The sequence below is a fragment of the Azoarcus sp. PA01 genome (assembly GCA_001274695.2).
GTDB lineage: Bacteria > Pseudomonadota > Gammaproteobacteria > Burkholderiales > Rhodocyclaceae > Aromatoleum.
This window is the reverse complement of sequence record LARU01000002.1, coordinates 2252556-2273788: the sequence shown is the minus strand read 5'-3', so window position 1 is coordinate 2273788 and position 21233 is coordinate 2252556. Positions and strand designations below refer to the sequence as shown.

The following is a 21233-nucleotide window of genomic DNA, read 5'->3' as shown; positions in this document are numbered from 1 at the left end:
CGCAACCCAAGTCAGGAAATCAGAACCAGCTCTGGGGAATGATCAGCACGTCACCTGGCCGCATTTCGACGTTCGCCGACACGTCGCCTCGCTTGAGCAGGTCCTTGATGCGGACGCTGTACTGCTTGTTTCCTTCCCCGGTGCGAAGGATCGAGGCGCCATTGCCGTCGGCGAATTCGGTGACGCCGCCGACTGCGATCATGACGTCGAGCAGAGTCATTTTCTGCACGTAGGGCAGGACTTGCGGAGTCGCCGCTTCGCCGACGACGCGGATCTGTTCGCTGTAGGGGCCGACAAAGTTCGTTACAACCACGGTCACGACCGGCTCGCGAATGAACTTCGCGAGCGCCTGCTCGATGTCGCGCGCCAGCGTCGAGGAATCCTTCCCGAGCACCGGGAGATCTTCGACGAGCGGTGTCGTGATCTTGCCGTCGGGCCGGACCGGCACCGCCATCGACAACTCGGGGTTTCGCCAGACGACGACATTCACGGTGTCGCCCGGCCCGATCACGTAGTTGTATGCGGCATCCGACGCGACCGCCGGAGCAGGTGGAAACGAGGACGTCGCACACCCCGACAACAGGCCCGCTGCGACGGTCACCCCAAGGAACTTGCGGAGACTTTCCCCCGACATCGATGCACTCTCTACCATCATCTATGCTCCCCTTCTGGATCGGCGCCCATCATGCACCGAGCAAATTTCCTTCATGCTACGAATCGTAACCCCTTATGCCGCAGGAAAAAATACACAACCGCTTACAGTGTCCCTAATCCCCTGCCGGTAGAGTTCGGCGCGCGGCCTGAAACGGATCGCGCTCTTCTTGCCCCCGAATTCGGGCGCTTTCCTCCTCCAACGACGAGGCGCGAACACACATGACAGAATCAGCTTACCACGCCGAGGGCATTAAAAAAGCGAAGCAGTCTCGCTTGAAACCCTCCCTTTCAATCATCGATGACAAATTCGGCGCAATGAATCCTGACTTTGCGATCACGCGGGATGGATATCACGTTCGAATGGTCCATGACGAGATGGACGAGGTACACGGCAAAATCAGCAAGCTCATCCAGCGCATGTATTCGTGGCGCGGGCTCGCGACGGAGCAGCCGGCGAAGCTGCCGAAACATGCTGACCAGACAACGCTCGCGGCGTGCAAGGGAGACCTTCTTTTCGGCACGCTGACCGTCGGCATCGATTCCCCCCGAGGCTTACTCGCCGACACACTTTATCAGGGCGAAATCGACGAGGCGCGCAGCAACGGCGCACGGGTCTGCGAAGTGACCCGGCTGGCGATGGACCCGTCGCACAGTTCACCGGACGTGCTGGCGTCGGTTTTTCACCTGACCTTCATGATCACGCGCCTCGTGCATCGCATGACCGATCTCTTCATCGAGGTACATCCCCGGCACACGGCTTTCTACAGCCGCATGATGGGCTACGAGGTCGCCGGGCCGGAACGCATCTGCCCCCGCGTCGGCGCCCCGGCAGTGCTGATGCGGCTTTCACTCGAACACGCGGAACGTGAAATCCGGCGCATCGGCGGAAAGGAGTCGACGCGGGACCGCAGCCTCTACCGCTTGTTCTTCTCGCCCGCTGAACAGGACAGGATGCTGCTCGATCTGCAAGGCCTGCGCTCCGCAGCCTGAACCGACGGCGCGCCACAACGGGCGCCAGCCACCATCGGTGCTCGACGCTTATCGTTCCTGAACAGCGGAACCGATTCGCGGATCAATTCCGGCAACACTCTGCACGACGCACCTCTTGGTGGACGTAGTCGCGTTCTGACGACAGGTCATCCGGTACCGCGGAGCTCCCTTCGGCGGATTTCCGCCTGCCCATCGGCAGTCGGCAATTCTGCTGAGCAGCGCGGATTCTCGCGCTGCCCGGCGCTGGATTGTCATGCATGACGAGAGACGCCTGTCCATCCGCTGCAAGGATAACCGGCCAGCACCTCGGGAATCGTCGCGTGGCGCGCAGACGGTCGGCACAGCGCAACGATGGCGTTTTTCGGGAACAAGCAGGAACGAAAACGGGCGCCGAAGCGCCCGCGGAGTTCAAATCGTCAGGAGACGATCAGAACGAGTGGTTCACACCGATCAGGAAGTTGCGGCTGTTTTCGTCGAAGAGGGGCGCGCCAGTGGTCTCGTCGGTCCGTTTGGCGAGGACCGAATAGTTGGTCGCGTCGTCGTTGTCGACTTGCGTGTAACCCACGTAAGCGAGGGTGCGCTTCGACAGGCTATGCGAGTACATCAGCGACCAGGCCGCGGCATCGCTGTCGTCCGTGTCGGCGTCCGTGCGGCCATACGACAGATGGACCTTGCCGGCCGAGCTGACCGGGACCACACCGCCGACTTGCCAGATCTTGTTGTCGTCTTCCGCAGCGGTGGCATCCTTGATGATCTGGTACGAGCCCATCAGCTTGAACATGCCGAAGTCGTAGGCGGCGCCCAGATACGCTTCCTTCTTGGTTTCATCGGCAGTGGTAACGGGGAACTTCTCGCTCGGAATCGCGCCTGCGTCCTGCTTCACCTGGCTGTAGATGAGGCCGACCGCGAGCGGGCCGTTCGCGTATTCGGCGCCGAGCGCGGCGGTGTCGCCTGCCTGGCGGTTGTTGTCCTGGTTCGCTTCGTTGAAGCCGTAGATCGCGTTCAGCGTCAGACCGCCGAAATCGGGCGACTTGTAGTTGATTGCGTTGCTGACGCGAGCCGGCGTGCCTGCGACGATGTTCGAACCCTGGTTAGCCGCGAGGATGAACTGCGGGCTGAACGGGATGACGTTGATCGCGTCGTACTTGAACACGTAGTAGCCGGGATTGTACTGGCGACCGAGACCGATGAAGCCAAAGCCGCCCTGCAGGCCGACGAACTGCTGACGGGCACGAGGGCCGCCGGCGCCGACGCCTTCGTTGTCGTCGAGTTCGAGGCCATACTCGAGCGTGAACACCGCCTTCAGGCCGTTGCCGAGGTCTTCGCTGCCCTTGAAGCCCAGGCGCGAACCCGCCCAGCCGCCGCTCTCGACGCCGGTGAACTTGTTGTCGTCCATCTTGCCGTAGCCGAAGAAGGCGTCGGCGACACCGTACACGGTGACGTTCGACTGCGCGAAAACCGGGGCGGAGACCAGGCCGGCGACGGCCAGGGCAATCAGTTTCTTCTGCATGAATATTTCTCCTCTAATTTGAAGCTGAGACCGGGGGATCCACCACGGCCCGACTTACCTCTCAAGCGAGAAGTTGAACCGATTGTGCAAAACGGGAGCATGCAGGCGCAAGTCGAGCAGGCCCGGAACGCACGCTGCCGACAAAAGATGTTGCACCGACGCAACATGGATACCCGATACGGCACGCCCGGCCATGGCTGCCCTTTTGCCCGGCGGCGTCGTGCATATGTTTGCAGCATTGCTGCACTGCGACTGGAACGCCATGAGCATGCCTGCAGCCCTCGGAGGAAACGGCCGGCGGCAAAGGTTTTCGGTGCTCGGGGCATGGCGCCGCCGGCGCGGCATGCCCGGGTTCCGGATGCCGCCAACTGGAAGCCGGGCAGGCGCTTAGCACTCCAAGGCCATGAGTGCTAACATTGGTTTCGAGGAGGACCCATATATATGAGCCAAGCCCTGTCTTTCCCGGTACCTTTTGCCGTCGGCAGTATCGACCAGTACATCCAGTCGGTGAATCGCATCCCGCTGCTCACCGAGCAGGAAGAGGTGAGTCTGGCCACGCGGCTGCGCGATGAAGGCGACCTGGAAGCTGCGCGCGGACTGGTGATGTCTCATCTGCGGCTGGTGGTCGCGATCTCGCGTGGCTACCTTGGCTATGGCTTGCCCCACGCCGACCTGATTCAGGAAGGCAACATCGGCCTGATGAAGGCGGTGAAGCGCTTCGACCCCGAGCGTGGCGTGCGGCTCGTGTCGTTCGCGATCCACTGGATCAAGGCCGAGATCCACGAGTACATCCTGAAGAACTGGCGCCTCGTCAAGATCGCGACGACGAAGGCCCAGCGCAAGCTGTTCTTCAACCTGCGCAGCCTCAAGCAGGACACCGGCACGCTGAATCGGGATGAAGTGGTCGCGGTCGCGAAGCAGCTCGGCGTGAAACCCGAGGAAGTCGTCGAAATGGAAACCCGGCTCACCGGACGGGACGTCCAGCTCGAAGGCGGACCGGACGACGACGAACATCACTTCGCGCCGATCGCATACCTGCCCGACCCGAACGCCGAGCCTTCGGAAGTGCTCGAACAGGCGCAACTCGCCCGTCTGCAGGACGAAGGGCTGAACGATGCGCTCGCGAGCCTCGACGACCGCAGCCGCACAATCGTCAAGCGGCGCTGGCTGACCGAAGGCGACAGCGCGACGCTGCACGAACTCGCCGCCGAATACGGCGTGTCGGCGGAACGCATCCGCCAGATCGAGGCCAAGGCGATGCAGAAGATGCGGGGCTTGCTGGCGCCTGCCTGAGCCTCTCGGGAAAACGACGCGCCGCCGAGTTTTCTTGCAGCGGGGGCGGAAACGCGAAAGCACTTTCGTTGGAGCGGTCGCAGGCTTCGGCCTCCTGCCCGCAGACGCCTGCGGGCGAGCGTCCTCGCGCTCGCAGGCGAACATCACTTCGCCGCGAGCAACGCCCTGATGTCCGCCGCGATGTTTTCGGCCGATTCCCCATGCCGCACATACAGGCGCAACCGCCCCGCCGGATCGAAGACATACGTGCCAGCGACGTGGTCGACGGTGTAGTTCGCCCCTTCGGTATCGCCGCTTTTCTGATAGAAAATCCGGAAATCCTTTGCCACCGCCTGCGTCTGCGCAGCGTCGCCATACAAGCCGAGAAAGCGCGCGTCGAACTGCGGAACGTAATTCGCGAGCAGCGCCTGCGTGTCGCGCTCGGGATCGACGGTGACGAACAGCACCTGCACGCGCTCGGCGTCCGGCCCGAGCAGGCGCATTACTTCGCTCATCGTCGACAGCGTCGTCGGGCAGACGTCCGGACATTGCGTATAGCCGAAGAACATCGTCACGACCTTGCCGCGGAAATCCGCCAGCGTGCGCGGCGTGCCGTGGTGGTCGGTCAGCGCAAACGTGCTGCCGTATTCGGCGCCGGTGATATCGGTGGCGTGGAAAGAAGGCGGGGGCGGGGAAGAATCGGTACAGCCCGCGAGCGCAAGCGCGGTCGCGAGGATCAGGGTGCGTAGCATCGGGACGTCGGCAGACTGCAACGGCAGCGGGATCAGAACGGGAGGTAATGATCCGCCAGGAGCGCCGCGAAGAGCAAGAACAGATACAGGATCGAGAAGCGGAACGTGCGCCGCGCGAATGCGTCGCTGTAATCGGCGTACAGGCGCCACGCATGGCGCAGGAAGCCCGCGCCGAGCGCGATCGCGCAGACGAGATACAGCGGGCCGCTCATTCGCGTCGCGAACGGCAGCAGCGTGACGCCGAACAGGATGCAGGTATAGAGCAGCACCGACAGGCGGGTGAATTCCGGCCCATGCGTCACGGGCAGCATCGGCAGGCCGGCGCGCGCATAGTCCGCGCTGCGATACAGCGCCAGCGCCCAGAAGTGCGGCGGCGTCCAGGCGAAGATGATCAGGAACAGCAACAGGGCGTCAGCGCTGACTTCGCCGGTGACGGCGGCCCAGCCGAGCACCGGCGGCATCGCGCCCGACGCGCCGCCGATCACGATGTTCTGCGGCGTGCGCGGCTTGAGCAGGACCGTATAGACGACGGCGTAGCCGACGAACGTCGCGAGCGTCAGCCACATCGTCAGCGGATTCACCCAGTGATACAGCACCGTCAGCCCGGTGCCGCCGAGCACGCCGGCAAAGAGCAGCGTCTCGGCGGGCACAAGTTCGCCGCGAGGCAGCGGGCGGTGGCGGGTGCGCGCCATGCGTGCGTCGAGGTGGGCCTCGATGAGGCAGTTCATCGCGGCGGCAGCGCCGGCGACGAAAGCGATGCCCAGCGTCGCGGCGACGACGCTTTTCGGATCGGGCAGCCCGTCGGGCACTGCGAGGAACATGCCGATCACCGCGCAGAACACGATCAACGTATTGACGCGCGGTTTCGTCAGCACGTAGAACGCGTGCAGCCGCCGCGCGGCGGCATGGCGGTCAAGCGTAAGAGTTCTCGTGTTCAGCACGCTCATGTTCGCTTCTCCCCATTGCGGCCAGGCGAGGCATGGCGCGCATCCGGTAGTTGATCGTCACCATCACTCCGACCAGCAGCGCTGCGCCCGCGTTGTGCGCGACGGCAAGCGGCAGCGGCAGGCTGAACAGGACATTCGCGACACCGAGCGCGGTCTGCAGCGCGAGCGCGGCAAACAGCGCGAAGCCTGCTGCCCGCGTCGCCGGGCGCCGGAACAATGCCCATGCGAGCAGAGACAGCGCCAGCGCCGTCAGTGCAGCCCCGATCCGGTGCGACCAGTGGATCGCGGTCAAGGCGGCGAACGACAGGATCTCGCCGTCGGCCGTCATGCCGAGTTCGCGCACGACCTGGAACGCATCGGCGTAGTCCGCACGCGGCCAGAAGCTCCCCTGGCACGCAGGAAAATCGCTGCACGCGAGCGCTGCGTAATTCGCGCTGGTCCAGCCGCCGAGCATGATCTGGACCACGAGCAGCACGAGCGCGCACCGCGCCGCGACCAGCAGGCCGCGCGAGACGGCGACCGGCGGCATGCGCCACGCCTTCAGCGCTAGCCACCCGAGCAATCCCAAGGTCGCCAGGCCGCCGAGCAGATGCGCGGTGACGATCGCCGGCTTGAGCAGCAGCGTGACGGTCCATTTGCCGAGCAGCCCCTGGAAGATCACGAGGCCGACGAGCGCAGCCGCGACCCGCGGCGAACTCGCCGCGTCGTTACGCCTGCGCCACGCGAGCACGGCGATCGCGATGATCAGCAGCCCGAGGCTCGCCGCCAGATAGCGGTGGATCATCTCCTTCCACGCCTTCGGCAGGCTCACCGGCCCGTGCGGATCGGCAGCATGCGTCTGCAGGATGTCCGCCGACGCGTGGTGGGGCGTGAGCCGGCCGTAGCACCCGGGCCAGTCGGGACAGCCGAGGCCGGCGTCGGAGAGGCGCACATAGGCGCCGAACACGACCACCAGCGTGGTCAGCACGAGCGCCGCCAGCACCAGGCGTCGGTAGAGCGTCATCGGGGCCTCTTCGGTAGCGTTCGCGGCGCGCACGTCGTCATCCCCGCCCGAGCCCGGAATACTTGAGCAGGCGCTCCAGGTCCTTGATCACCCCCTTGATGTCGGTCGGGACAGGGAAACGCATCATCACGTTGCCGAGCGGATCGACCAGGAACACATGAACGCCGCGCTCCGCGCCGGAAAAACGAACGAGCCACGGCGAACCGGCGCGCGCGACGCGCAGGCCGTCGTGCCGGCCGAGCAGCGCCGCCGGCGGATCCACATCGTCGGTGACGAGCCACAGCCGATCGACACGCGTCATCTCCTTGCCCTGCGCGAGGCGCGACTGGCGCGTCGCATACAAAGCCCGTTCGCAATCCGCCCCGCAGGCGCCGGAGCCGGCATAGACGAGCGTCCACCGGCCGTCCAGCGCTTCCCGTTCGAACGGCGGCTGGCCGGCCACGCCGGGGAGGACCGCGTCGGGCAGGGGCGCGAGCGGGATCAGCTCGCCGTAGTTCACCTGGCCCTGCGGCTGCCACACGTAATAGGCGAAATACGACGCCGCCACCGGAAGGGTGCACACCAGCACAAGCACGGCGAGCGTGAGTTTGGCACTGCGTTGCGTCACGACCTGAGCCTCCTGAAAACATACACGCCCGTCATCACCAGCGACAGTCCCGCGAGCGAGTACCACTGCAGCGCATAGCCGCGGTGGCGGTCGATGCCGGCGTCCGGTCGCGGCCAGTCGCGCTGCAGGCTGTCGGCGGCAGCCGAAGTCTGCTGGACGATCCAGTCGCGCACCGCGAGCCCGGACAGCGCGCGATAGCGCTCGATGTCGAGGTACTGCCAGACCCGCCCCTGCGCGGCCTCCGGTGCAAGGGTGAACGGGTCGGCCGGCGGCACGCGGGCGATGCCGGCAAGGTTGATGGCTCCCGCTGCAGGCGCCGCGTCGGGCAATACCGCGCGGTCCGGGCCTGCCGCGATCCAGCCGCGATTGACCAGCACCCATCCGGCGTCGCCTGCGAGGCGCAGCGGTGTCAGCACTTCGTAGCCCGGGCGGCCTCGCCGGATGCGGTTGTCGAGATAAATCGTCGCCGCCGCGACCCATTCGCCGTGCAGCCGCACCGGCTGCCATTCGGCCACCGGCATCGATCCCGATGGGGAAACCGGTGCACTGGCCGCCGCCGACGCGATGCGCGCCTGCAGCGCGGTCTTCTCGGCCGCCCGGCCCAGCTGCCAGCTGCCGAGCTGCGCGGTCAGCAGCGCCAGCGCGACGCCGGCGACCAGCGGCAGCGGATGAACGCGGCCAAAAATCATCGCCGCCGCCGTCCGCTTCGACGAGAATGGAACTCTTCGTCAGCTCGCCGGAGTCCCGTCATGAACGTCGTCGTGATCGTCTTTCTGGTGCTCATCGTCGGCAGCCTCGCGTCGGCGCTGGTGTTCCTGCTGCGCGACCAGGGCAAGAGCCGGCGCACCGTGCATGCGCTTGCGCTGCGCGTCGCGCTGTCGATCGCGCTGTTCGTGCTGCTGATGGCGGGGTTGGCGTCGGGGTTGATCACGCAGCGCCTCGGCTCATAGCCAATAGACGACGACGAACAGCATCAGCCACACGACGTCGACGAAGTGCCAGTACCACGCGGTCGCCTCGAAGGCGAAATGGTGCTCCGGGCTGAAGTGCCCGGCGAGCACGCGCCCTAACGTCACCGTCAGCATGATCGCGCCGATCGTCACATGCAGGCCGTGGAAGCCGGTCAGCATGAAGAACGTCGAGCCGTAGATGCCGGTGTCGAGCTGCAGATTGAGTTCGCGGTAGGCGTGGACGTATTCGTAGATCTGGAAGCCGAGGAACGTCACGCCGAGCAGGATCGTCAGCAGCAGGCCGATCTTGAGCTGGCTGCGGTTGTCCTTCAGCAGGCCGTAATGCGCCCAGGTCAGCGTCGCGCCCGACGACAGCAGGATCAGCGTGTTCAGCGCCGGAATGCCCCACGCGCCCATCGGCGTGAATGGGTCCGCCAGATACGGGCCGTCGGACGGCCACGCGCCGGTGAAACCCTGCCAGATCAACGCCTCGTTCGCGCCGCTCGCCAGCCACGGCACGCTCAGCACGCGCGCGTAGAACAGCGCGCCGAAGAACGCGGAAAAGAACATCACCTCCGAAAAAATGAACCAGCCCATCGACCAGCGAAACGAGCGGTCGACCTGCTTGCCGTACTTGCCGCTCTGGGATTCGCGGATCACCTGTCCGAACCACCCGAACAGCATGTAGACGAGCGTCGCGACGCCGAGGAACAGCACCCATCGCCCCGGCCCGATCTCGTTCAGCCACATCACCGCGCCGGACGCGAACAGCAGCAGCGCGATCGAGCCGAAGATCGGGTACTTGGACGGCTCCGGCACGAAGTATTTGTCCAGCGTGTGCGTCATGACTGCCTCCCAGGCCTTCTATGCTCCGACGACGAAGTGCACGACCGTGACGAGGCCGAGCACGAACAGCAATCCCGCGAGCAGCCCGACCACGACGACCAGCTTCGGGTCGAGCGACGTGGCGTCGCGGTGATACGCGTCGTGCCGCCGCACGCCGAGAAACGACCACAGCACCGCGCTGAACGTCGCCCAGAAACCGGCCCGGCGCGGCTCGCGCTGCGGTTCCGGGCCCGGCTCCCGGCCCGGGCCCGGCAATTGGCCATCGTCCCGCGCATCGCTCAAGAGGCCGCTCCACCTCCGGGTGCGCCGACGACCCGTCGCCCCGCAATCTCGAAGAAGGTATAGGACAGCGTGATCGTCGTGATTTCACCGGGCAGCTCGGCATCGACGACGAAGGCGACCGGCATCGTGCGCTTTTCGCCCGCCTGGAGCGTCTGCTGCGTGAAGCAGAAGCAGTCCAGCTTGCGGAAGAACTTCCCGGCGCGCTGCGGCCCGTAGCTCGGCACGGCCTGTCCGGTCACGGGCTCATCGCGGGTGTTCGACACTTCGTACGCGATCGTCACCAGTTCCCCCGGATGAACTTTCACGGCAGCCTGCAGCGGACGGAAGCGCCACGGCAGGTCATGGGTGTTGGCGTCGAACTGCACGGTGATCGTGCGCGAAGCGTCCACCTGCGAATTCGCGACGCGGTCCGGCTGCAGCAGGTTGTTCACGCCGGCGACCTCGCAGATCTTTTCGTAGAACGGCACGAGCAGGAAGCCGAAGCCGAACATCACCACCGCCGCCACTGCGAGACGGAACAGCAGCCGGCGGTTCTCGGCAGCAATCATGCTCATCGCGCGAACACTCCATACTTGAAGATGACGGCGACGAAGAACGCGACGGCGAGCGCCGCCAGCACCAGCGCAGTGCGGATGTTGGCCGAGCGGCGCGGGTCCCTTGTCATGATCATCATCACCGCACCACCGGCGCTTCCTCGAAAGTGTGGTACGGCGCCGGTGACGGCACCGTCCATTCGAGCCCGTCGGCGCCTTCCCACGCGCGCGCCGACGCTTTTGCGCCGCCCCGCACGCATTTCACCGCGACGACGATGAAGATCAGTTGCGACAGGCCGAAGCCGAACGCGCCGATCGTCGCGAGCATGTTGAAATCGGCGAATTGCAGCGCGTAGTCCGGGATGCGCCGCGGCATGCCGGCGAGCCCGAGGAAATGCATCGGGAAGAACGCGATGTTGAAGAACACCATCGAGCACCAGAAATGGATCTTGCCGAGGCGCTCGTCAGGCATGTGGCCGGTCCATTTCGGCAGCCAGTAGTACGCGCCGCCGAACAGCGCGAACAGGCTCCCGGCGACCAGCACGTAGTGGAAATGCGCGACGACGTAATAGGTGTCCTGCACCTGGATGTCGATCGGCGCGACCGCGACGATCAGGCCGGTGAAGCCGCCGATCGTGAACACCAGGATGAAGCCGACCGCCCACAGCATCGGCGGCTCGAAACTCATCGAACCGCGCCACATCGTCGCAACCCAGTTGAACACTTTGACGCCGGTCGGCACCGCGATCAGCATCGTCGCATACATGAAGAACAGCTGCCCGACGGCCGGCATGCCGGTCGTGAACATGTGGTGCGCCCACACCGAGAAGCTCAGGATCGCGATCGCTGCAAGCGCGTACACCATCGACGCGTAGCCGAACAGCGGTTTTCTGGCGAACGTCGGGATGATGTGGCTGATGATGCCGAAGGCCGGGAGAATCATGATGTACACCTCCGGGTGGCCGAAGAACCAGAAGATGTGCTGGTACATCACCGGGTCGCCGCCGCCCGCGGCGTTGAAGAAGCTCGTGCCGAAATGCCGGTCGGTCAGCACCATCGTCACCGCGCCGGCGAGCACCGGCATCACCGCGATCAGCAGATAGGCCGTGATCAGCCACGCCCAGCAGAACAGCGGCATTTTCATCAGCCTCATGCCGGGTGCGCGCATGTTGAGCACCGTGACGACGATGTTGATCGCGCCCATGATCGAGCTGATCCCCATGATGTGCACCGCGAAGATCGCCATGTCCTGGCCGATGCCCATCTGCACCGACAGCGGCGCGTACATCGTCCAGCCGGCGGCGGTGGCGCCACCCGGCACGAAGAACGAGCCGATCAGCAGGATCGCCGCCGGCGGCAGCAGCCAGAAGCTCCAGTTGTTCATGCGCGCGAACGCCATGTCGCTCGCGCCGATCATCAGCGGGATCTGCCAGTTCGCGAAGCCGACGAAAGCCGGCATGATCGCGCCGAAAATCATCACCAGCCCGTGCATCGTCGTCAGCTGATTGAAGAATTCGGGCTGCACGATCTGCAGGCCGGGCTGGAACAGCTCCGCGCGGATCGTCAGCGCGAGCACGCCCCCGGACAGGAACATCACGAAGCTGAAGATCAGGTACATCGTGCCGATGTCCTTGTGATTCGTCGTCGTGATCCAGCGCATCAGCCCGGTCGGGCCGTGATGGTGGTCGTGCAACTGATCGGGAGTTACCGCGGCCATGCTGCCTCCTTGACGTTCCGCTCCGGCGTGCTGGCCGGAGCGGGTGCTGCGCTCGTGCTGCCGTTCAGTTGCCTGCCGGGGCCGCGTTCGCCGGAGCGGACTGCGCAGCCCCTTCGGCAGCCGGTGCGGCCGGCATCGGAGGGACACCCGGTGCCGATGCGCCTGCGGTCGCAGAGCCGACCGCCCCGGCGGCCAGCTGGCGGGCGACCCATTCGGTGTAAGCCTGCTGCGACACGACGTGCACTTCGACCGGCATGAAGCCGTGGTCGCGACCGCACAGCTCGGCGCAGTTGCCGCGATACACGCCTTCGGTCTCGGCGCGGAACCACGCGTCGCGGATGAACCCCGGGATCGCATCCTGCTTGACGCCGAACGCCGGCACCCACCACGAGTGGATCACGTCGTTGGCGGTCGTCAGCACCCGAATGCGCTTGCCGACCGGCACGACGAGGGGGTTATCGACCTCTAGCAGGTAGTGCTCGCCTTTTGGCGCCGCGCCTTCGATCTGGTCGCGCGGCGTGGACAGGTTCGAGACGAAGCGGATCCCCTGCCCTTCGCCCTGCAGGTAGTCATAGCCCCATTTCCACTGGTAGCCGGTGGCCTTGATCGTGATGTCGGGGTCCGCGGTGTTCTTCATGTCGAGCACCGTCTTCGTCGCCGGCCACGCCATCCCGAGCAGGATGAACACCGGGATGATCGTCCAGGCGATCTCCACCGACGTGTTCTCGTGGAAGTTCGCCGCCACTGCACCGCGCGACTTGCGATGCCGGAACACCGCCCAGAACATCACGCCGAACACCGCGATGAAGATCACCAGGCAGATGATCAGCATCAGGTTGTGCAAATCGTAGATCTGGGCGCCGATCGACGTGACAGGCGGCGGGAGGTTGAATTTGCTCGGTATGCTCTGCGCGACGGCAGCGGAAGCTACGGGGAGCAGGATGACTGGAGCTGCAACGCGACCGGCAAGACGCATGTCCCAACCTCTATCGAATGCAGTGTCGGCGTCGCCGGGGACGCGGAAGCGCATGACGCGCGAGCCCGGTTCCCGAACCGTGACGGCCGGCGCCGGAAGCCGCGCATCGCTGCACGCCGGCGAGAACAAACCGCTACCCGGAAGGAATTTCCGTCCTGATGATGAAAGACTTTTCCGTGTAGTCGAACTGATCATGCCATAGCAAAATCAGCGTTCGCAATACAGGTTTTTGAGCATCATCAATATTTTGCAGCGCAATACGTGCTAATCGCTTACTGCCGACCGGGAATGCGAGGCCGAGTCAGGGTTTTCCCGCAGCGTGGGCGCTGCAGCGCCCAACCTGCCGCGCGCTTCCGCGCTAGAATCGCGGCGGTCACCCCCTCCGACACGAAAAATGCGCCATTTTTTCCCCGCTTTCGAGACCAAGATCTGCCCGCCCGAGGAACTCGCGCGCCGTGTCGCAGCGCTCCCCCGACCGCTCGTGTTTACGAACGGCTGTTTCGATATTCTGCATCGCGGCCACGTGACCTACCTCGCGCAGGCGCGCGCGCTCGGCGCCGCAATGATCGTCGCGCTGAACACCGATGCGTCGGTGCGGCGACTGGGCAAAGGCGACGACCGGCCGGTCAATCCGCTCGAGGATCGCGCTGCCGTCATCGCCGCGCTCGAATGCGTGGACCTCGTGACGTGGTTCGACGAAGACACGCCGCTCGCGTGCATCCTCGAATCCCGGCCCGACGTCCTCGTCAAAGGCGGCGACTGGGCGCCCGAGCGGATCGTCGGCGCCAGCGAAGTGCGCAGCTGGGGTGGCACCGTGCATTCGATTCCGTTCGCGCACGAGCGCTCGACGACGGCCCTCCTAGGGCGCATCCGCGGCGGCTGAACTCGCGCGCGTGGCAACGGGTGCGCGCGCCGCTGCAACGCCCCCGACGCCGATCGGCCGCCCGCCGGCGCACGACGCCGTTAAAATGCCGCCGATGACTCCCGCCGCAGCTCCTCCCTCCTCGCTCCACCTTCTCGAACACGTCTTCGGCTACACCGCCTTCCGCGGCGAGCAGGAGGCGATCGTCGAACACGTCGCCGCCGGCGGCGACGCGCTGGTGCTGATGCCGACCGGCGGCGGCAAGTCGCTGTGCTTCCAGATCCCGGCGCTGATGCGCCCGGGCACTGCGGTGGTCGTGTCGCCGCTGATCGCGCTGATGCAGGACCAGGTCAGCGCGCTGCGCGAAGCGGGCGTCGCGGCCGCGTATCTGAATTCCAGCCAGGCCGCCGATGAAGCCGCCGCGGTCGAGCGCGATCTGGTCGCCGGACGGCTCGACCTGCTGTACGTCGCGCCCGAACGCTTGCTGACGGCGCGCCTGCTCGCGACGCTCGACCGGCTGCACCAAGCCGGACGCATCGCGCTGTTCGCGATCGACGAAGCGCACTGCGTGTCGCAGTGGGGCCACGACTTCCGCCCGGAATACCTGCAGCTGTCGGTGCTGTCCGAACGCTTCCCGGCGGTGCCGCGGATCGCGCTGACCGCGACGGCCGACCCCGAAACTCGCGAGGAAATCGCCCGGCGGCTCGCGCTCGGCGACGCCCGGCGCTTCGTGTCGAGCTTCGACCGGCCGAACATCCGCTACCGCATGGTCGACAAGGACAATCCGCGCGCCCAGCTGCTCGCGTTCATCCGCGACGATCACGCCGGCGAAGCGGGCATCGTGTATTGCCTGTCGCGGCGCAAGGTCGAGGAGACCGCGGCGTGGCTCGGCGAACAGGGCATCCGCGCACTCCCCTACCACGCCGGCATGGCGCAGGAAACCCGCGCCGCGCACCAGAGCCGCTTCCTGCGCGAGGACGGCATCGTCATGGTCGCGACGATCGCGTTCGGCATGGGCATCGACAAGCCCGACGTGCGCTTCGTCGCGCACCTCGACCTGCCGCGCTCGATCGAAGGCTATTACCAGGAGACCGGCCGCGCCGGGCGCGACGGCCTTGCGGCGCAGGCGTGGATGGCGTGGGGCGCGCAGGACGTCGTGCAGCAGCGGCGCATGATCGACGAGTCCGAAGGCGCGGACGACTTCAAGTGGCGCGCGCGAGCACGCCTCGACGCGCTGGTCGGCCTCGTCGAGACGACCGGCTGCCGCCGCCAGTTCCTGCTCGCGCATTTCGGCGAAGCCGGCGAGGCGTGTGGCAACTGTGACAACTGTCTCGAGCCGCCGCGCACGTGGGACGCGACCGACGCGGCGCGCCGCGCGCTGTCGGGGGTGTTCCGCACCGGCCAGCGCTTCGGCGCCGGCCACGTCATCGACGTGCTGCGCGGCGAACTCACCGACAAGGTGCGCGACTGGGAGCACGACAAGGTCAGCACGTTCGGCATCGGCGCCGACCTCGACGAAAAGACCTGGCGCACGCTGTTCCGCCAGCTCGTCGCGCGCGGGCTCCTCGCCGTCGACCATGACCGCCACAGCGCGCTGACGCTGACCGACCTCGCGCGCCCGCTGCTGCGCGGCGAAGCCGAATTCGCGCTGCGCCTTGCGCCGGAAAAGCGCCGGGCGAAACGCAGCCGCAGCACCCGCCTGGAGATCCCGGACGGCGTGCCGCTGACCTTGTTCGACCGCCTGCGCGCATGGCGCGCGGCCACCGCGCGCGAACGCAACGTCCCCGCCTACGTGATCTTCCACGACGCGACGCTGCGCGAAATCGCGCTCGCGCGGCCCGTGACCCTTGCTGAACTGGCGGGCATTTCGGGCATCGGCGATCGCAAGCTCGAAGCGTACGGCGCCGACATCCTCGCCGAGATCGCGCGCGAGATCTGAAGCGGCAGCCCCTACTGCAGGCAGCGGGTACGCGGTTTGCCAGCGTCGCAGCGAAAAATCGCCATCGGAGGTGCACCGTGGCAATTTCGGCACGAACGCTGTGGAGCCTGGCAAAGCAGTCGGTCGCCGCGTGGATCGACGACCGCGCGTCGAGCATGGGCGCGGCGATCGCCTTTTACACGGTGTTCTCGCTCGCGCCGCTGCTGCTGATCGCGATCGCGATCGCCGGCCTGGTTTTCGGTGAAGAGGCGGCGCGCAACGCGATCGTTGCGCAGCTCGGCGGCATGGTCGGCGAAACCGGCGCGACCGGCATCCAGACCGTGCTCGAGGCGGCGCGCGATCCCGAAGGCGGCACGATCGCGACCGTCGTCAGCACGCTGACGCTGATCGTCGGCGCAACGACCGTGTTTGCCGAACTGCAGACCGATCTCGACATCGTCTGGAAAGTCCCGCCGGACAAGCAGAAAACGGGCATCAGCGGTCTGGTGCGCGCGCGCCTGCTGTCGCTGGGCATCGTGCTCGGCGTCGGTTTCCTGCTGATCGTGTCACTGATCCTCAACGCCGCCCTCGCCGCGCTCGGCGAATGGTGGGGCGGCTGGTTCGGCAACTGGGAGCTGACGCTGCAGGCGGTGAATTTCCTCGTGTCGTTCGCCGTCATCACCGGACTCTTCGCGATGATCTTCAAGATCCTGCCGAGCGTCCCGATCGCGTGGGACGATGTCTGGATCGGCGCGGCGGTCACGTCGCTGCTGTTTTCGATCGGCAAATTCCTCATCGGCCTCTACATCGGAAAGAGCGCGCTCGCCTCCGGGTTCGGCGCCGCAGGCACGTTCATCGTCGTCATCGTGTGGGTGTATTACTCGAGTCTCGTGTTCCTGCTCGGCGCCGAGTTCACCCACGCCTATGCGCACGGAGCAGGCTCGAAAGCCGGCGAAACGGCACCACCCGCAGCGCGCTCGGCCCCGCGCTAATCGCCCGGGGCCGAGCGCAGCACGTCGATATCCGCGCGGTTGCGCTCGTCGGTATAGGGCTCGGCGGCCGGCGGCGGGCTGCCGGCGAAGCATTGCACGAGGACGTTCGACAGCGGGCGGCCGCGGAACAGGATTTCGACCGCGCACGGGCCATAGACCGACTGGATCGTCGCGAGCAGGTTGCGTGCGTACGGCGTCGCGAGGCGTGAATCGAGGATCAGGTTCGCGAACATCACGCCTTGCGGCGCCAGCACGCGCTGCGTCCCGTGCCAGAATTCGCGCGTGACCAGATGCGCGGGAATGCTCGTGAGCGCGCTGTAGGCGTCGACGACGACCGCGTCGAAGCGCTCGTCGGTGTCGGTGACGAAACGCCGCGCGTCGGCGGCGACGAAACGCCCGCGACTCCCGGTACCGAGGAATTCCCGCTCCGCCAGTTCGCGTATCGCCGGATCGATATCGACGTACAGGTAGTCGTTGAGCGGTTCGCGATGCGAAAGCGTGAAGCCGCCAGCGCCGAGCACGAGGATGCTGCGGTTGCGAAAACCCATTTCGTCGAGCATCACCGTGCGCAGCCGCTCGATGTAACGCGTGTAGCGCGGCGGGTCGCTGTCGTCGATGATCGAAGCGACCTGGTTGTTGATCCAGAACACCCGCGGGTCGTTCATATCCGGCAGCGCCACCGGGCCGACCCGGTAAGTGGCGTAGGCGGTTTCGATCTGTTGCGGCAGCAGCACGTTGCCGCCGAACGCGAAGACGGCGACCAGCGCGATGAGCGGCAGATCGGCCGCCACCGCCCGTTCCCCGGAATCCTGCAGCCACGGCACGAGGCACAGGAGCAGCGCCGCGCAGACGAGGATCGCTGCGGCAACGCCGAGCCACTGCATGACCAGCAGCGACAGCGACAGCGAACCGAGGAACGACCCGAGCGTCGACCAGTACAGTGCCGCGCCGCTGCGCGCGCCGACGCGATCGTCGCGCAGCACGTTGGTCAGCACCGGCACCGTCTGGCCGAGCAGCCACGCGATCGGGCATACCACGCCGGCGACGAAGACGAGGTACGCGAGCGGCGCCGGCGTGACGTGCACAAACAGCGCGTCGACGACCGGGCCGGCCAGTCCGACCGCGATCAATGCCGCAGCGATCAGGAAGTTGCGCCTGACGCGGCCGAGGAAATCGCGCTCGACGCGCCCGCCCGCCTGGTAGCCGAGCGCGAGCGCGAGGAGGAAGAAACCGATCGTCGGCGCCGTCACGGTGATCGCGCTGCCCAGATGCGGCACGAGGCGGCGCAACGCGATGATCTCCGCGCCGAGCGACGAAAAGCCTTCGACGAACACCGTGGCGAACAGGATCGCCGTGCGAACGGGACGGGCGGAGCGGGTCATCGGCGCGGGCGCATCATCGACGAAGTTTACGGAATCGGCGCGCAGCGCGCGCTCGCCCCGGCACGTGCCGCGCTACAGTACGCTCCATGCGTGAACTGCTGCATCCGCTCATCTTCATCGTCCTCATCGCTGCGATCGGACTCGCCGCGCACCTTGCCGTGCGCCGCAGCCGGAAACGGTTCGACGACTCCCGCAAGGATTGAGCCCGGACCGCGTCGCAGCACGCGTAGGGAGAGCCTTCGCCGGAGTATCCGGGTAGCGCTTCGGAACGCGAACGTCTCCGCCGCACTCTATTAGCCCGGCAACTAAATACCGTTCGGGCTGAGCTTGTCGAAGCCCTGGCGTGCCCTTCGACAAGCTCAGGGCGAACGGTTGTATTTAATCGCCGGGTTAATATCCCGGATGCGGAAAACGCGTGCGACGGCGCACCGTCCGCCGGACAGGAGCACACGATGGAAAACTACCTGCACAGAGTACTGGGTGTCTACGAGACGCGCGCGGCGGCCGAAGCAGCGCTCGACCGGCTCGTTCAGCGCGGCCTGCCACGGGACAAGGCGACGCTGCTGGAACCGGGCCGCAGCCGCGAGAACGAGGACGCCACGGCCGACAGCGACGACGTGCTGAAGGAAGTGCTGCGCGACGGCGCGATCGGCACTGCAGTCGGGACGCTCGCCGGCGCTGCGGGGACCGTGGCGCTCGCCGCGGCGAACATCAGCCTGTTCGTCGCCAGCCCGGTGCTCGGCGCGCTGTCGATGCTCGGCTGGGGAGCGAGCCTCGGCGCGATCGTCGGGGCGGCGGCGGGCGCGGAGAACAGCAAGGGCGACGTCGCCGATCTCGTCAAGGATGCGCTCGCGAGCGGCCACGTCGTCCTCGTCGCGCATACCGCGACCGAAGAGCAGACGACTTACGCGCGGCAGATCATTGGCGATTCGATGGCCGAACCCGGAGGGGCTGCGGCAACGACGTGAGCAGGTCTTCGGCGCGTGCCGCGGAGAGCTAATCGATGGGCTCGATATGGGTCGTCAGGCGCGTCCCGGTCTGCGCGCTGACTGCCTCCTCGGCCGCATCGGCAAGGGCATGGGCGTGGGCGACGGTCCAGTCTCCCGGCACGCGCAGATCGACATGCGCGAACTGCATCGCGCCGGCGACGCGCGTTTTCAGGTTGACGAAGCGTCCGCCGCCGTTGCAGCAGGACTGCAGCACTGCCTCGATGCGCCGGATTTCGGCGTCGTCGAGCGCGCGGTCCATCAGCCCATCGACCGAGCGGTGCATCAGGCTCCAGCCTTCGCGCAGGATATTCACCGCGACGCCGGCTGCGACGAGCGGATCAAGCCAGTGCCAGCCGCTAAGGCTCGCCAGGCCGACGCCCGCGACGACCCCCGCGGTCGTCCACACGTCGGTCATCAGATGACGCGCATCGGCTTCGAGCGCGAGCGAACGATGCGCCCGCCCGACGTCGAACAGGATGCGCGCGACCACCAGGTTGACGAGGCTCGCGCCGACCGACAGCACCGTGCCGAGGCCGAGCGCGCCGAGCGGCTGCGGATGGATCAGGCGTTCGACGGCCGTCGCGAGAATCACCAGCGCGGCGACGAAAATCAGCATGCCTTCGAACGCGGCCGAGAAATACTCCGCCTTGCCGTGGCCGTACGGGTGCCCGGGATCGGCCGGAGCGCGCGCGAGCGACACCATCAGCAGCGCGAACGACGCGCCGGCGAGGTTGACGAGGGACTCCAGCGCGTCGGAGAGGAATCCGACCGAGCCGGTCAGCCACCACGCTCCCGCCTTCATGCCGATCGTCGTCAGCGCGGCGAGGATCGACAGCAGCAGGGCCTGGTGCGGAGTGAGGGTGCGCATGATGACAACGGGAACGGAACGGCGGACATGGTAAACCACGGCGGCCGTTCGCCGCAGAGTCACCGCGTGCGGAAAGCGCGGACGGTGGCCAGCTGCCGCCGGCGCCCACGACGTCAGCGCCTGAAGCGTTCCTCGGCGATCGCGTCGGCGACTTCGCCAGTCGGCCGCTCTTCGGCGCGCGCACGCGCGAAAATCTCCAGCAGGTTGTCGTGGATGCCCTCGATGTGCCGCCTGAGCGCCGCCGGATCGAAGTTGCCGATGCGCTCGTAATACACGTCGATGATGCCGCCGGCGTTGATGACGTAGTCCGGCGCATACAGGATGCCGCGGTTCATCAGCGCGGTGCCGTGCCGCGCTTCAGCGAGCTGGTTGTTCGCGGCGCCGGCGACGATCTTCGCCTTCAGCTCGGGGATCGTTCGGTCGTTCAGGACGGCGCCGAGCGCGCACGGCGCGAACACGTCGACATCGAGGCCGAAGATTTCATCCGGCGCGACGACGGTCGCACCGAGTTCCTTGCCAGCGCTGCGCAGCGGCTCGCGATAGAGGTCGGTGACCCACAGCTCGGCGCCCGCCGCTCTCAGCCGGCGAGCGAGATCGAGGCCGACATGACCGAGCCCCTGCACCGCGACGCGCAAGCCGTCGAGCGAATCGCGGCCCAGCCGCTCCTTCACTGCCGCGCGGATGCCGACGAGCGTGCCGTATGCAGTGGACGGCGACGGGTCGCCGCTGCGCGTGCCGTGCTCGGCCGGCTTGTCGCGGACGCCGCAGACGTGCGGCGTGAATTGCGCCATGAGCTTCATGTCGGCGACGCTGGTGCCCGAGTCCTCGGCCGCGATATAGCGTCCGCCGAGCCGGTCGATCGCGCGCGCGAGCGCTTCGAGCAACGCGGGCGTCTTGTCGGTGCGCGGGTTGCCGATGACGACCGACTTGCCGCCGCCGAGCGCGAGCTTCGCCATTGCGGATTTGTAGGTCATGCCGCGCGACAGCCGCAGCACGTCGCGCGTCGCCTCGTCCTCGTTCGCGTACGGCCACATGCGGCAGCCGCCGAGCGCCGGGCCGAGGTTCGAGTTGTGAATCGCGATGATCGCCTTCAGGCCGCGCTTGTCGTCGCTGCAGAACACGACCTGTTCGTGGTCGGCAAAATCGGGAGTGGAAAATACGCTCATGCTGGCCTCCTTCGCGG

Annotated in this window: 23 protein-coding genes; 7 read left to right on the top strand and 16 right to left on the bottom strand. The window is 66.5% G+C overall.

The features are described 5' to 3' along the window. Window positions 1-19 precede the first annotated feature (19 nt). On the bottom strand, window positions 20-655 hold the full coding sequence (locus tag PA01_11530) for a polysaccharide export protein (GenBank protein ID KON82137.2): 636 nt from the start codon (window positions 653-655) through the stop codon (window positions 20-22). Window positions 656-873: 218 nt separating this feature from the next. On the opposite strand from PA01_11530, the gene PA01_11525 reads away from it, so the two are divergent. Beyond that, window positions 874-1644 (top strand): long-chain N-acyl amino acid synthase, encoded by a 771-nt coding sequence (locus PA01_11525; protein KON82136.1) that lies wholly within the window; start codon window positions 874-876, stop codon window positions 1642-1644. 427 nt (window positions 1645-2071) lie between these two features. On the opposite strand, the gene PA01_11520 is transcribed toward PA01_11525, so the two are convergent. Next, a complete protein-coding gene (locus PA01_11520; GenBank protein ID KON82135.1) occupies window positions 2072-3154 on the bottom strand; it encodes a porin in 1083 nt (360 codons plus the stop codon). A 441-nt stretch (window positions 3155-3595) separates the two neighbouring features. Here PA01_11520 and rpoH point away from each other — a divergent pair, with 441 nt between their 5' ends. Further along, window positions 3596-4447, top strand: coding sequence for an RNA polymerase sigma factor RpoH (gene rpoH / locus PA01_11515; protein KON82134.1), 852 nt, complete (start codon window positions 3596-3598; stop codon window positions 4445-4447). A 143-nt stretch (window positions 4448-4590) separates the two neighbouring features. On the opposite strand, the gene PA01_11510 is transcribed toward rpoH, so the two are convergent. Genes PA01_11510 through PA01_11490 form a run of 5 tightly spaced genes read right to left on the bottom strand, consistent with a single transcriptional unit; the run spans window position 4591 to window position 8424 of the window. After that, a complete protein-coding gene (locus PA01_11510) occupies window positions 4591-5178 on the bottom strand; it encodes an SCO family protein (GenBank protein KON82133.1) in 588 nt (195 codons plus the stop codon). A 32-nt stretch (window positions 5179-5210) separates the two neighbouring features. Continuing rightward, the gene (gene cyoE / locus PA01_11505) at window positions 5211-6125 is read right to left on the bottom strand and encodes a heme o synthase (GenBank protein KON82132.1); all 915 of its coding nucleotides are present in this window, start codon (window positions 6123-6125) and stop codon (window positions 5211-5213) included. After that, a complete protein-coding gene (locus PA01_11500; GenBank protein ID KON82131.1) occupies window positions 6091-7128 on the bottom strand; it encodes a COX15/CtaA family protein in 1038 nt (345 codons plus the stop codon). Before PA01_11500 ends, cyoE begins: the two co-directional genes overlap by 35 nt. Before the next feature lie 37 nt (window positions 7129-7165). Beyond that, a complete protein-coding gene (locus PA01_11495) occupies window positions 7166-7735 on the bottom strand; it encodes a hypothetical protein (protein ID KON82130.1) in 570 nt (189 codons plus the stop codon). Further along, window positions 7732-8424, bottom strand: coding sequence for an SURF1 family protein (locus PA01_11490; GenBank protein ID KON82129.1), 693 nt, complete (start codon window positions 8422-8424; stop codon window positions 7732-7734). Before PA01_11490 ends, PA01_11495 begins: the two co-directional genes overlap by 4 nt. Before the next feature lie 60 nt (window positions 8425-8484). Here PA01_11490 and PA01_11485 point away from each other — a divergent pair, with 60 nt between their 5' ends. Further along, entirely contained in the window at window positions 8485-8685 is a 201-nt protein-coding gene (locus PA01_11485; GenBank protein ID KON82128.1) for a twin transmembrane helix small protein, read from the top strand. Here the strand turns inward: PA01_11485 and PA01_11480 are convergent. The 6 genes from PA01_11480 to coxB form a co-directional block, all read right to left on the bottom strand. Beyond that, the gene (locus PA01_11480; protein KON82127.1) at window positions 8680-9531 is read right to left on the bottom strand and encodes a cytochrome c oxidase subunit 3; all 852 of its coding nucleotides are present in this window, start codon (window positions 9529-9531) and stop codon (window positions 8680-8682) included. The genes PA01_11485 and PA01_11480 overlap by 6 nt on opposite strands. A gap of 18 nt (window positions 9532-9549) precedes the next feature. Beyond that, window positions 9550-9813, bottom strand: coding sequence for a DUF2970 domain-containing protein (locus tag PA01_11475; protein KON82467.2), 264 nt, complete (start codon window positions 9811-9813; stop codon window positions 9550-9552). Further along, complete coding sequence (locus tag PA01_11470) at window positions 9810-10367, bottom strand: cytochrome c oxidase assembly protein (protein KON82126.1); 558 nt, start codon at window positions 10365-10367, stop codon at window positions 9810-9812. Before PA01_11470 ends, PA01_11475 begins: the two co-directional genes overlap by 4 nt. Beyond that, the gene (locus PA01_18845) at window positions 10364-10477 is read right to left on the bottom strand and encodes a cytochrome oxidase small assembly protein (protein KAI5913105.1); all 114 of its coding nucleotides are present in this window, start codon (window positions 10475-10477) and stop codon (window positions 10364-10366) included. Before PA01_18845 ends, PA01_11470 begins: the two co-directional genes overlap by 4 nt. A gap of 8 nt (window positions 10478-10485) precedes the next feature. Continuing rightward, a complete protein-coding gene (ctaD, locus tag PA01_11465; protein ID KON82125.1) occupies window positions 10486-12063 on the bottom strand; it encodes a cytochrome c oxidase subunit I in 1578 nt (525 codons plus the stop codon). Between the two features lie 64 nt (window positions 12064-12127). Next, a complete protein-coding gene (gene coxB / locus PA01_11460; protein KON82466.2) occupies window positions 12128-13039 on the bottom strand; it encodes a cytochrome c oxidase subunit II in 912 nt (303 codons plus the stop codon). Between the two features lie 394 nt (window positions 13040-13433). Between coxB and rfaE2 the strand changes: the two genes are divergently transcribed. From rfaE2 to PA01_11445, 3 genes are all read left to right on the top strand, one after another. Next, window positions 13434-13922: a D-glycero-beta-D-manno-heptose 1-phosphate adenylyltransferase gene (gene rfaE2 / locus PA01_11455; protein KON82124.1), complete on the top strand. Its 489-nt coding sequence runs from the start codon at window positions 13434-13436 to the stop codon at window positions 13920-13922. A gap of 85 nt (window positions 13923-14007) precedes the next feature. Then, window positions 14008-15840, top strand: coding sequence for a DNA helicase RecQ (gene recQ / locus PA01_11450; protein KON82123.1), 1833 nt, complete (start codon window positions 14008-14010; stop codon window positions 15838-15840). A gap of 77 nt (window positions 15841-15917) precedes the next feature. After that, window positions 15918-16811 carry a YihY/virulence factor BrkB family protein gene (locus tag PA01_11445; GenBank protein KON82122.1) on the top strand — a complete coding sequence of 298 codons (894 nt, stop codon included), beginning with the start codon at window positions 15918-15920 and terminating at the stop codon, window positions 16809-16811. Here the strand turns inward: PA01_11445 and PA01_11440 are convergent. Next, complete coding sequence (locus tag PA01_11440; GenBank protein KON82121.1) at window positions 16808-18193, bottom strand: fused MFS/spermidine synthase; 1386 nt, start codon at window positions 18191-18193, stop codon at window positions 16808-16810. The genes PA01_11445 and PA01_11440 overlap by 4 nt on opposite strands. Window positions 18194-18645: 452 nt before the next feature. On the opposite strand from PA01_11440, the gene PA01_11435 reads away from it, so the two are divergent. After that, window positions 18646-19161, top strand: a complete 516-nt coding sequence (locus PA01_11435) for a hypothetical protein (GenBank protein KON82120.1) — start codon at window positions 18646-18648, stop codon at window positions 19159-19161. Between the two features lie 28 nt (window positions 19162-19189). On the opposite strand, the gene PA01_11430 is transcribed toward PA01_11435, so the two are convergent. Together PA01_11430 and PA01_11425 are read right to left on the bottom strand one after the other, a co-directional pair. Next, on the bottom strand, window positions 19190-20050 hold the full coding sequence (locus PA01_11430; GenBank protein KON82465.1) for a cation diffusion facilitator family transporter: 861 nt from the start codon (window positions 20048-20050) through the stop codon (window positions 19190-19192). 113 nt (window positions 20051-20163) lie between these two features. Next, window positions 20164-21216 (bottom strand): Glu/Leu/Phe/Val dehydrogenase, encoded by a 1053-nt coding sequence (locus PA01_11425; protein KON82119.1) that lies wholly within the window; start codon window positions 21214-21216, stop codon window positions 20164-20166. Window positions 21217-21233 lie beyond the last annotated feature (17 nt).